This window comes from Sorangium sp. So ce381 (assembly GCF_051473845.1).
Taxonomy (GTDB): Bacteria; Myxococcota_A; Polyangia; order Polyangiales; family Polyangiaceae; genus Sorangium; species Sorangium atrum.
The window spans coordinates 5,318,387-5,330,500 of record NZ_CP150336.1; the positions used below are offsets into that span (position 1 = coordinate 5,318,387).

General features: G+C 71.5%; 7 protein-coding genes. 4 read left to right on the top strand and 3 right to left on the bottom strand.

The genetic code is table 11. The features are described 5' to 3' along the window. Positions 1–12: 12 nt before the first annotated feature. The 3 genes from WMF29_RS19925 to WMF29_RS19935 are packed head-to-tail and all read right to left on the bottom strand — an operon-like array spanning position 13 to position 5,724. On the bottom strand, positions 13–2,160 hold the full coding sequence (locus WMF29_RS19925) for a hypothetical protein (RefSeq protein ID WP_437330360.1): 2,148 nt from the start codon (positions 2,158–2,160) through the stop codon (positions 13–15). Then, positions 2,157–2,831, bottom strand: coding sequence for an NUDIX domain-containing protein (locus WMF29_RS19930; RefSeq protein WP_437330361.1), 675 nt, complete (start codon positions 2,829–2,831; stop codon positions 2,157–2,159). Before WMF29_RS19930 ends, WMF29_RS19925 begins: the two co-directional genes overlap by 4 nt. Positions 2,832–2,874: 43 nt before the next feature. After that, positions 2,875–5,724: a CHAT domain-containing protein gene (locus WMF29_RS19935; protein WP_437330362.1), complete on the bottom strand. Its 2,850-nt coding sequence runs from the start codon at positions 5,722–5,724 to the stop codon at positions 2,875–2,877. Between the two features lie 363 nt (positions 5,725–6,087). On the opposite strand from WMF29_RS19935, the gene WMF29_RS19940 reads away from it, so the two are divergent. From WMF29_RS19940 to WMF29_RS19955, 4 genes are all read left to right on the top strand, one after another. Next, positions 6,088–8,100 (top strand): potassium transporter Kup, encoded by a 2,013-nt coding sequence (locus WMF29_RS19940; protein WP_437330363.1) that lies wholly within the window; start codon positions 6,088–6,090, stop codon positions 8,098–8,100. A gap of 83 nt (positions 8,101–8,183) precedes the next feature. Beyond that, positions 8,184–9,587, top strand: coding sequence for a hypothetical protein (locus tag WMF29_RS19945; protein WP_437330364.1), 1,404 nt, complete (start codon positions 8,184–8,186; stop codon positions 9,585–9,587). Between the two features lie 128 nt (positions 9,588–9,715). Further along, positions 9,716–11,359: a CotH kinase family protein gene (locus WMF29_RS19950; protein WP_437330365.1), complete on the top strand. Its 1,644-nt coding sequence runs from the start codon at positions 9,716–9,718 to the stop codon at positions 11,357–11,359. A 44-nt stretch (positions 11,360–11,403) separates the two neighbouring features. Then, the gene (locus tag WMF29_RS19955; protein ID WP_437330366.1) at positions 11,404–12,087 is read left to right on the top strand and encodes a DUF4956 domain-containing protein; all 684 of its coding nucleotides are present in this window, start codon (positions 11,404–11,406) and stop codon (positions 12,085–12,087) included. Positions 12,088–12,114 lie beyond the last annotated feature (27 nt).

Genomic DNA, 12,114 nt, shown 5'->3' on the forward strand with positions numbered 1-12,114 from the left:
CCCCCTGCCTCCTCACTCGCCGAGCTGCCTGCGCAGCGCCGAGATGCCGCCGAAGACCGCGCCCGAGACCTGATGGAGGCCGAGCCCCCACAGCAGGGCCTCGAGCTGGTCGATGCCCGTCCCCCACGTCGGCCCCTGGAGCTTCAGCGCGTGGACGCCGGAGACGATCGCAATGGCCACGAGCACCAGCGCCACGCCGGCCTCGGTCAGCTCTGTGGAGCGGTCGAAATCGGCAAGCTCGGGGAAGAAAGGCGCCTCTCCGGACCCGTACAGCGTGACCGGCTCCATCGCGCTCGCCGGACCGGGGGGCGCGGGCTTCTGGGGGATCTGCCCCGGCGAGCCGAGCTGCGTCCCTGTGATCGCTGCGATCGCCTTGTCGAGGTCCTCGCCTGCGGAGACGGCGTCCGCATACTTCCTCACTGCGCGGCCGAGGCTCATCTCGTCCAGCGCCTTCGCGGCGTCATTCTTTGCGGTAGTGAAGGTCGTGACGTCGACCTGCTTCGCGCTGTATTTCTCGGCTGCAGCCTTGTACGTCTCCGCCTTCACCGCGAGGGCGCCGACGAGCTGGCGCAGGTAGTCGAGGTGCGTCGACCGGTAGCGCTCCAGCGCGCGCGCGCCTTCGGTCTCCTCGGCGACGGCCCTGAGGAGCCGGATCGTCCGCGCGCTCACCTCTTTCCATGCCTCGTCCTTGAACCCGGCGGGCCTCGTTTCGGGGAGCGAGGCTTCGAGGGTCCGCGCCAGCGAGCGCGCGTAGTCGCGCTGCACTTCGTCGATGAGCGGCCGCGCTCGCCACGGCGCGCCTGCATCGAGCGCCTGCTTCGCTTCGCGGAGCTTCGGGGTGAGCACCCGTCGGAGCTCCGCAGGCTGCTCGGCGAGCTCGTTCTCGATCGTGCTGAGCGGCTTGCGCAGATGCGTATCGATCGCCTTCGCGAGCCCGGGTTCCGCGCTGGCGAGCTCGCTCGCACAGGTGTCCAGCTTGGCGGACGCCGCCCCCGGATCGCAGAGTGCCTTGGCCGCGTCGGCGATGGCCCGATCGATGGGCTCCGCCGCTGTTGCGTCGAGCCCGGCAACCGCCTCCGCGCGGCGGCGCATACGCAGCCACGGGTCCACGAAGAGCTCGACCTTCTTCTCGATCGCCTCGATCTCGGCTTCAGCCGGCGCGGAGAGGCCGGCGTAACGGCGCGCAGAGATCCGTCGGATCTCGCGGTAGATCTGCTCGATCACCGCGCCCTCGTCCGCTTTGAACGGCGCCGCCGACGCGCGGGTCGCCTCGAGGCGGCGCAGCGCGAGCATCGCGCGGCGCCTAATCGAGCGCGATGGGCGGGAGACCACGAAATGGCGGCGAAGCAGGTACGAGATCGCCACGCCTAGCGCGACGAGCGCGACTCCACGCCAGGGGCTGCGGCGGAGCAGCACCTTCACCGTCTTCTGGGCTGGCTCAGCGCCGTCGACCGCGAGCACGAGGTCGACCTCGCACGCTCCTGCGGATGGCAGCCCGTTGACCTTGAGCGTCGGCGTGCTGGTGCCCTCGGGCGCGGTCGCGATCGGCGGAGAGTCGAGCGTCACGCCACCCGGGTCGGCTTCCGCCGCATCTCCGGCCTTGCAGCGCACCCCGACGAGCCGGGGTGTCGGCGTCGACGGGGGCAGGACCCTCTTGTCGCGGACGAGAAGCCGGATGGTCGCGCCCCCGTCCTCTCCGGCGACGACCGCGGGCGCGCTCACGTCCCATGGGGTTGGGCCGAGGGCGCGCGTGATCTGCAGCGGTCTAGGCTCGCGCTTCGCGTGCACCAGCACCAGCGCGCCGGAGTGGACCCCGACCAGGCCGAGCGTGGCGCTGAGCACCACGTCGGCCGAGCCGTACCTATCGAGGCGCACGCCGTCCTTGCAATCGCGCCCGGCGATCGCGCACACGACGGGGACGGCGCTGCCGTCGGGGCCCGTGAGTCGCGCATCGACCCGGAGCGACGGCACCTCGGCGCCGCCGGTCTCCTCGATGTGGAGCGTCCTCTCGAGGCCGGCGGACAGCTGCGTGACAGCGATCTCGTTGCCTGGCGCCTCGGCGATCGTGAGCACCGGGCCGCCGTCGCCCGCCGCCGGACGGACTGCTGCAAGCCCCGCCGCGAGCGTCAGTACAGCCGCCGCGCTCCGCCTCGCGCTCATCGTCCGGTGCCGTCGAGCATGTCGGGCCGCTGCATCCAGAGCAGCGCGAGCGCCGCCAGCGTGAGCCCGTCGTAGAGCTTGCCCTCGCGCTGAAGCGCCAGAAGCTCGCGCCGCGAGAAGAAGGCGATCCGCCCCAGGATGCCCTCGGACGGCTCATCGACACCGGCGGCGTCCGAGAGATCCATGCTCCCCCACGTGGCCACAGACAGGTGCGGGCTGAACGCCGTGTTGTCGCAGATCGGGCCGAGCGCCTGGACCTCGACAACGCGGCCTCGGGTCTCCTCCGCCGCCTCTCGCGCGGCCGCGCGCTCGGAGGGCTCGCCCCGCTCGCTGAAACCACGCGGCACCTCGTACGAAATGCGCCCGAGGCCGGCCAGGTCGACGTCCGGAAGGGACGCCGTGTATCGCTCAGGCTCGCGCGCCTGCGGGCGCCACACCGGCTGCAGGCCCACGCGGCCCCGCTCGTCGATCGGCACGAAGACCCCGCCGCCCCGCTCGGCGCGCAGGACCTGATCATAGAGAATCCGCTCGCCGTCCATCAAGGCGACCCGCACGAGGTAGACACCCAGGCGGGGGTTCTCCAGCACGCTGCCGCGCCCGGCCATCCAGCCGGGCTCGACGCCTTGCGCGTGGAAGAGGGCGGGCTCGAATCTCGCGATGCGTCGGGTCATGGCAGCGATCCCTCGGGGGTATAAGGTCATCCGCTCCGGCGCCTCAAAGATAGAGCGCGAGTGGGCAGGCCTCGATGGCGTCGCTGACGAGCTCCCACTTCGCACAGCGCTTGGCGTAGGTGCGGCGCAGGTGCTCGACCATGTCGAAGACCTTCCGCGTGTCGCGCGCCCACGCCGCGCCCTGGAAGAGGGCATGGATGGTGCGCTCGACCTCGATGTTTCGCACGTTCCAGTGGGTCAGGCCGATCGCACCGCTGCCGGCGGCCATCAACGCGCGCAGGAAGCCGCCGATCTCGCCGCCATCAAGGCTAGCCCCGCGACCGGTGACGCAGGCGCCGAGCAGCGTCAGTTTGTTGCGCGGCAAGCTCACCTTCTGGGCGACATCGAACTGCGTCAGCCGGAGATCGCCGAGGACGAGCACGGGACCGATGTCGGCGTGCGCGTCGTCGAACTCGCCATGGCCCGAGAACACGACGAGCTCCGGACGGAGCTCGGCGATCTGCTGCAGCGCCTCGTGCGCGTCGCCGGAGAGCGCCGTATAGGCCTCGCGCTTCAGTCCAACCGGCGCGTTCCCGAAGACATGGAACCGATCGGCCGGCCACCGCAGGCCGATGAGCTCACGCCCTTTGGCCGCCTGGTCGGCGTGGACGAGCGCGCAGAGGTCGTCCATGGCGGCCACCCGGAAGCGGCCAAAGCGGTGGCGGTCCCGATCGACATGGGCCACCGCGCTCACGGAAAAGCAGAGCTGAGTCGCCGCGGCGAGCGGCAAGCGGCCCGTTTGCTCGCCGAGCGCGACGTGGAGGGGGAGGCTGAGCAGCTCGTCGGCCGGCACGAGGACCAGCCGGGTACTGGCATCCAGGGGCCCCACGCAGCGCGACACCGGCTCGATCAGGCGGGAGAACATCAGCTCGGCCAGCTCGAGGGGTGGCGCCTTGAACAACGCCCAGGCCTTCGCGTGCTCGAGGACCGGTCCGATATCGAGCGGCTTGCCGAGGATCTGGCTCTCCCCCCGGCGTGAGACGAAGGCGCGAAGCCGCCGGCCCTCGCTGCCGTTCTCATAGAAATAGCGAACGAGGACACGCCGGTCGTCCTCGGCGGTGAACATCCGGATCGCATGCGCGATCTCGGCGTTCACGCTGACGGTGGCGACGGGCGCGCGCAGCGCGGCCTGCTCGAACGCCGCGTACTGGCGCACCAGCGCCTGCACGGCGTCCTTCGAGAAGGCCATGTTCCGGCGCTCGCGGCGGAGTTCCAGATCGGTGCCGTCCTCAGGCTCTGCCCGGGATCCGCTCGACAGGGGGGCGTCGCTCGGGGGTGCCGGCGATCCGCTCGCCGGTGCCGGCGATCCGCTCGCCGGAGCACCACTATCCACGTCGCTCTCGGGGATTTCTTCGTACGGGTCGCGCCGTGCGCCCATGCTCGCGGCAAGCGCGTCGAGCAACTCGCGCCCGGTCGCCTCTTCGGCGAGGAGCAGCACGCTGTCGTCGATCTTCTCTCGCACGCGAGCGTCGCTCACCTTCGCGGCGCGCGCGAGGCGCAGCGCGGTCTCGGCGCGGAGGGCGGTGACGACGTGCCTCGCGTAGTCGCGCTTGTACTGCGCGACCTTAACGATCCGCCGGACGGTCCGGATGGAGTGCAGCCGCTCGCGCCTCGCGCTGCGCCGGAGCTCGCTGTACTGCTTGCCGAGCCGCCCCTCGTGCTGCCGTATCAGCTGCTCGAAATGGTCGATCGTCGTCGCCTCGAACGGCAGATCGTCGCCGATCTCTGCGCCAGGGCGCGCCCGTTCGCGCGCGAACTCGGCGAAGAGCGCGCGGTAGGCGTCGACAGCCTTCGACACCGCGTCGTCTCCGGTGCCTTCGCCGGTGATGCGCGCGAGGTGCTGGGCGGCGATCCGCCGCCCCCGCCCCCAGCCCAGCCGGGAAACCTCTTCGAAGCGGCGCCGCGCGTGCGCGAAGTCGCGCTGCGCAACGTCGTGTCGGTCTTCCTTCGAGGCGAGCTTACCGCGGTCGAACAGGAGCCGGCCCTGGTGCACGAGCACCTGCGCGCGCCGGTAGTCATCGCGCAGGGCATGACAGAGGCGCTCGGAGAGCTCCGATTTCGCGAGCGATGCCTCGGTGTCCTTGGCGCTGTCGAGCGCGATTGCGCTGTTGTGGAGCACGTTGGAAAGGCCCCGGAGCAGCTCGCGCGCCTCGACGGATCGATCGCGAAGGTCGTCCGGGCATCGCTCCAGCTCGGGCAGCCCGAGCGCGCGGGCCTCGACACGGACCTCCACTTCGAGCTCTGCGTACTGCGCGACGAGCGGCGCGTAGTCGACGCGTGCCTCGGCGAACGACGCACGCGCCGCCCGCTGCTCCTCGAATGCGGCGCGGATCTTGTTGCTGCGGAGGTCGGGCAAGCAGCTCGTGTGGTGGCTCTTCCTCGCTTCGGCGATGGCGCTCTCGAAGCCCAGCCGTGCGGTGGAGAAGTCGCCTAGGCGATAGTCGATCTTCGCCTTGGCATCGAGCCAGCGGGCGAGGGCGTAGCGCGCGAGCTCGACCCCGTCGGCGCCCGGCGCCTCCTCGATCTGCTGCCGAAGCCGCTCGGCGCCGAACTGCGAATCGGCGATCGCTTCGAGCGCTTCGAGGTACCGGTACCCGATGTCGGCCCGAACGATCCGGCAGATGCCGGCCGTGATGAAGCCGAGGAGTTGGTCCGGATCGTCGTCGTCGGGGAGGTCGGTGGCCCCAAGCAGGATGAGCAGGCCGAGGCAGCGGTCGTGCTTGAGCGGAACGTCGAAGTCGACGTCGAAGCGGCGGGCGATCTCGCGGATGAGCCGCCTCCTTGCAGCCTGGTCGCCGAGTGCGGAGTCGATCGCCTCGCGACATCGTAGGAGCTCGTCCGTGCTGTGATCCACGCCTGGTCCCTCCGGATCCGCGAAGCTTTCCCCAGCGCCGCGGATAGTACAGGGACATTCCGACTTTGGGAATTGGACGCGAACTGCTCCTGGAGATGGCCCACCCCTACAATCGCCGGCGTCCGCGTAACCATTGACGATCCCTCAGGGATACCGCGCCTTCGCCCGGGTTGCTCCTCGATCTCCATCCGAGCCTCCCGCGCGACGCGCGGGGCGCAGCTCGTGATGACCGTTTCAACCACGATGACGGTTCCGGCCTCGCGACGAGGGCTTCTCCTCAATGCATCGTGGGCATGGCCCCCGCGAGCCTCCGCGGAGGATTCGATCCATCGGAGCGCCGCCGACGCGCTATGACTCCGCCCCATGGACCACCCCGACACCGCGTCGCGCCCTGCGGGCGCTCGGCCTGCTCTCCGCGGCGCGACGGATCCAGCAGCGCCGCGCGACGGCTCGCCGCAGGGCGGCGCAGCTCGACCGGATGCGGCCACGGCCGGGGCGCACGGCCACCACGGCGGCGCGGCCGCGCTCGCCCTGGCCGCGCTCGGGGTCGTCTTCGGCGACATCGGCACGAGCCCGCTCTACGCGCTCAAGGAGTGCGTGAGCGCGACGCACGGCGTCCCGCCGACGCCCGACAACGTCCTCGGGCTGCTCTCGCTCCTCTTCTGGTCGCTGATGATGGTCGTCACGGTCAAGTACGTCACCTTCATCACCCGGGCCGACAACGACGGCGAGGGCGGCATCCTCGCCCTGCTCGCGCTGGTGCCGGAGCGGCTGCGCGCCAGCGGGACGCAGGGCGTCGGCTGGCTCGCCGGGCTCGTGGTGCTCGGCGCCGCGCTCCTCTACGGCGACGGCGTGATCACGCCCGCCATCTCGGTGCTGAGCGCCATGGAGGGCCTCGAGGTGGCGACGACCGCGCTCAAGCCGTTCGTCGTGCCGCTCACCTGCGCGATCCTCGTCGGCCTCTTCAGCGTGCAGCGCTGGGGGACGGCGCGCGTCGGCAAGGTCTTCGGCCCCATCATGGTCGTCTGGTTCACAGCGCTCGCCGCGCTCGGGCTCGTGTTCATCGCCAGGAACCCGGCGGTGCTCGCCGCGCTGAGCCCCGTGCACGCGGCGCGCTTCTTCGTCGCCCACGGCCTCCACGGGGTCGCGATCCTCGGGTCGGTCGTCCTCGTCATCACGGGGGGCGAGGCGCTCTACGCGGACATGGGGCACTTCGGGCGCGGCCCGATCCGGCTCGCCTGGTACGCGCTCGCGCTCCCGGCGCTCGTTCTCAACTACTTCGGCCAGGGCGCGCTCCTGCTGCGAGCGCCCGAGGCCGCCGCGAACCCGTTCTTCGCGATGGTGCCGAAGGGCCCCCTCACCTACGCGCTGGTCGCGCTCGCCGCCATGGCCACCGTGATCGCGTCGCAGGCGCTGATCTCGGGCGCCTACTCGCTCACGCACCAGGCGATCCAGCTCGGGTACCTGCCGAGGACCCAGGTGCGCCACACATCGAGCGAGGCCGCGGGGCAGATCTACATCCCCCTGACGAACTGGGCCCTCGCGGCCGGGTGCCTCGCGCTCGTGCTGATCTTCCAGCAGTCGAGCCGGCTGGCCGCGGCGTACGGCATCGCGGTGACCGGCACGATGGGGATCACGTCGATCGTCTTCTTCGTCGTGATGCGCCACACGTGGCAAGCCCCGCTCGCGAAGGCGCTACCGCTGCTGATCCTGTTCCTCTCCTTCGATCTGCCGTTCTTCGGGGCCAACCTGATCAAGTTCCTCGACGGCGGGTACGTGCCGGCGGTCATCGCCGCGGTCCTGTTCATCATGATGGTGATCTGGAAGCGAGGCCGCGCGATCCTGGCCGAGCGCTTCACGCGGGCGGCCCCCTCTGTCGACGCCTTCGTGCGCGAGCTCGACGCGAAGTGCCGCGCGCGGGTCCCCGGCACGGCGGTGTTCCTGAGCTCGCGCGCAGGCAAGACGCCTTATGCGCTGACGCACCACCTCAAGCACAACAAGGTGCTCCACGAGACGGTGGTGATCTTGACGGTGGTGACGGAGCACGTCCCGCGGGTCGCCGACAGGGAGCGTCTCGACGTGACGAGCCTCGACAAGGGGGTTCACCAGGTCGTCATCCGCTCGGGCTTCATGCAGTCGACCGACGTGCCGGCGCTCTTGCGGCGCGCCGCGGCCACGCATGGACTGCCCATCGATTTCGCGGACGTGGCGTATTACCTGGGCCGCGAGACGATCCTCGCCACCGACAGGGGCCGGATGGGCAGGATCACGGAGACGATCTTCGCGGTGATGGCGCGGAACGCCGGCGCCGTGCCCGACTACTTCAGGCTGCCGCCGGAGCGGGTTGTGGAGATCGGCGTGCAGGTCGACCTGTAGCGGGTGGTGGAGATCGGCGCGCGGCGCGATCGGCCCACCTCCGCTGGGCTTTCGCGCGCCCGAGGCGCTATGACTCGGCCCTCATGAAGATCCCGCCCCTAGGCCGTGTCCTGCCCGCGCTCGGCCTGTCGCTCCTGGGCTGCGCGTCCGAGCCGTGGACGCTCACGGTCGAGGTCGTGCCGGGGCACGAGGCGACCGCCTTCCAGGAAGATCCGCCCGTCGCCCGGATCGAGGTGACCGCGACGGCGGCCGAGGGGGACGTCACCGTGTCGGCGGCGGCGGCGCCGGGCGGCGAGCTCGATTTCGGCGAGATCCCGGCGCAGCGGGCGTACACGTTCGAGGTGCGCGGCCTCGACGCGGGCGGCGCGACGGTGGTGCGAGGCCGCTCCGCGGCGGGCATCTACCTCGCCGCGCTGACGGGCGACGTGCTGCCGCTCTTCGCCCAGCGGACCGGCCGGTGGGCGCGGCCGCCGGGCGAGCTCGCGGCGTCGCGCGTCGGCGCGCCCGGGGCGGCGCTCGCGGAGCGGTACCTGGTCCTCACCGGCGGGGCCGCGGCCGGGGGCGCCGCGGCGGGCGACGTGGACCCGGCCCGGCTCGACGGGTACGATCTCGCTGTGTGGGGCGGGAGCGCCTCCAGCGGCGCGCTCCCGCGGGCGGCGCGGTCGCTCGTCGTCCGGGGAGACCTGCTGCTCACGCTGGACGACGAGGGCGCGACCTGGACCGACCTCGCGGGGGGGCAGAGCGCCGAGGCGTCGCTGCCCGAGGGGCTCGGCTCGTTCGCGGAGGTGGCGGGCGGCCGGACGATCGAGGCCTCGGACGGGCGCTCGTTCGTCGTCGGCGCGACGCGCTCGGGCGCGGCCACGGGGGCGCCGGGCGAGCCCTCGGACAAGGTGCTCGTCGTCGGCGCGGACGGGGCGCTCTCGGTGGCGAAGCTCCGCCATGCGCGGGCCGGCGCCGCGGCCGTGTGGGTGGAGGGGCTGGGCCTGGTCGTCGCCGGCGGGAGCGCGGACGGCGCGGGGCTGGAGGTGCTCGGCGACGGCGCCACCGCGTTCTCGCCGAGGCCGTTTCCCCCGGACCCGTCCGAGGGGGCGGGCGCCGCGGTGACCGGTCCCGGGGAGATCGCGCTCGTCGGCGGGGTCCAGGGCGGCGCCGCGGCGCCGACGCGGCGGCTCGCGCCGGGGTGCGCCGCGACCTGCGCGGCGGTGGAGGTCGAGGGCGCCGCGCTGACCGCGGCCCTCGGGGGCGTCGCCGCGTTCGCGCTGCCCGGCGGCCGCATCCTCGCGGTGGGCTCCGAGGCCGGCGAGGCCGGGCTGACGCGGAGCTTCATCGTCGACGTCGCGGCGGCCCAGGTCGAGGAGCGGCCGCTGCGGGAACCGCGGCGCGGCGCCGCCGTGGTGCCCGCGCCGAACGGGACGCTCGCGGTGCTCGGCGGGGTCCGCGAGGACGGGACGCCGGCGGTCACGGTCGAGACGTTCTTCCCGGAGTGAGCGGGCGACAGGCGGGCTCGCCGGGCCGGCGCAGTCGGCGTCTTCACAGTTCGAAATAATTCCTTCGTTCGCGTAACACAATTTCGTCACAGGATCTCCATCGACCACGCGAGCACGGGAGTGAATCGATGGAGATTAGATTCCTTACGACCACGGCGACGGCCGTTGTGCTGGCCACCGCGGCGCTTCAGGGCTGCGGCGACTCGGCCCCTGACTCCGACGGAACCACGGGGGCGACCGCCAGCACGGGGATGGGAAGTGGAGGCGCAGGGGGAGCGGGCTCGGGCGGCGGGGAAAACGACGCCAAGGAGGACCCCGACTACGATGCTGCGTTTCCGCAGGACCGCGTGCCCCGCCTCGATATCACCATCACGCGGGAGAACTGGCAGGCCATGCTCGACGACATGACCGCCCAGGTGGGCGCCTTCGGCGAGGGCGGCCTCGGCGTCCCGGGCGGGCCGGGCGGCGAGGGCGGCAGCGCCCCGGGCGGCCCCGGCGCGCCGCCGCAGGAGCTCTTCGACGCGTGCACCGGGCTCACGCTCGGCGACGCCTGCGCCGCGCAATTCGCAGGGAACGAGCTCGCGGGGACATGCGCCGAGTACAGCGACGGCAGCCTGTTCTGTGAGCCGAGTGGTGGGGCGGGAGGGCCGGGAGGGCCGGATGGCGGCAGCATCGATCTGATCGACGACACGCCCATCTACGTCGAGTGCGACGTCGCGACCGAGGACCGGGAGTGGCATCACGTCGGCATCCGCTTCAAGGGCAACTCCAGCCTGGCCATGTCCTGGTCGCAGGGCAGCTTGAAGCTCCCGCTCCGCCTGTCGTTCGATAAGTTCGAGGACGATTACCCGGAGATCAAGGACCAGCGGTTCTACGGCTTCAAGAACCTGAGCCTGGCCAACGGCACGGGGGATCCATCGCTCGTGCGCGAGAAGATCGCGACCGAGATCTTCGCCAGAGCGGGCGTCCCGTCGCCGGCGACCGCCTTCTACCGCGTCTTCATCGACCACGGAGAGGGGCCCACGTACTTCGGGCTGTACACCGGGATCGAGCTCCCCTCGGACAAGGTGTTCCTGAAGACCCAGTTCGACAACGACGAGGGCAACGTCTACAAGCCCGACGGCGCCGGCGCGACCTGGGCTACGTGGGATCCGGACACCCTCGGCAAGGAGAACAACGAGGACGAGGCCGACTTCTCGGACGCGCAGGCGCTCTTCGACGCGTTGCACGCGGACCGGACCGACGCCGCGGCGTGGCGCGCCGGGCTGGAGGCTCACCTCGACGTCGAGGGCTTCCTGCGCTGGCTCGCCGTCAACACCGTGATCGAGGACTGGGACCAGTACGGCCGCATGGCGCACAACTACTTCCTGTACGCGGACGAAGACAGGGACGGCCAGTTCCGGTGGATCCCCTGGGATCACAGCTTCGCGTTCGCGACGAGCGGGGGATTCGGCCAGGGGCTGTCCCTCTCGCTGGACGAGTTGACCGACGAATGGCCGCTGATCCGCTTCCTCCTCGACGATCCGGTCTACGCCGAGACGTACCGGGACGACCTCGCCCAGACCGTGCAGGTCGATTACGAGCCGGCCGCCGCCGAGCAGCGCTTCCGCGAGGCGCACGCGCTGATCGCACCGTACGTCGTCGGCCCGGAGGGCGAGATCGAGAAACACACCTTCGTGGAATCGGAGGCCTCGTTCAACGAGGCCCTGGACGAGCTGATCGCCCACGCCAGCACGCGCCACGAGGACGTGACCACGTTCCTCGGGCAGTGACGCACAGGGATCGCTGACCGGCGAGCGCCGCGCGGAAGGGCCATATGAACGAGCTGTTCGAGCCTGTCATCACCGGGAGCGCCTTCGAGTGGCGCAGGGCCGTGGTCGCCCTCCTGCTCGCCTTCGGGCTCGGCCAGGTGATCGCCGCCGTGTACATGGCCACCTTTCGCGGCCTGTCGTACGCGCGGACCACCGTGCATGGGATGGCCATGGGCAGCATCATCACGTGCATGCTGATGCTCGCCGTCGGCGCCAACGTCGCCGCGGGCGTCGGCGTCGCGGGCGGCCTGAGCGCGGTCCGCTTCCGCACCACCATGCGCGATCCGCGCGACATCATCTTCGTCTTCGCGGCGCTCGGCGTGGGGATGGCGAGCGGCCTCCAGGCCTACGGCGCCGCCATCGCGGGGACGCTGATCTTCGGGGGCGGGGCCGTGCTCCTCCACGTCACGGGCTACGGCGCGCGCCGTCAGCCGGATGGCCTCCTCCGCTTCGTCGCGCCGCCGGAACAGGGGGTCGAGGAGGCGATCGCCAGGATCCTCCGCGCGCACTGCCGCACGTTCTCCCTGGTGACGCTCCGCGAGGCCGCGCAGGGGACGCTCATGGAGCACGCCTACCAGATCAGCGTCCTCACCCCCGAGCTCCGCACCCCGCTCGTCACCAGCCTTCAAGCCCTCCCGGGGATGCGCGACGTCGCCCTGATGCTGCAGGAGCCGACCCTGGATCTCTGAATCAGGGGCCTCGGATACCCACGCTAC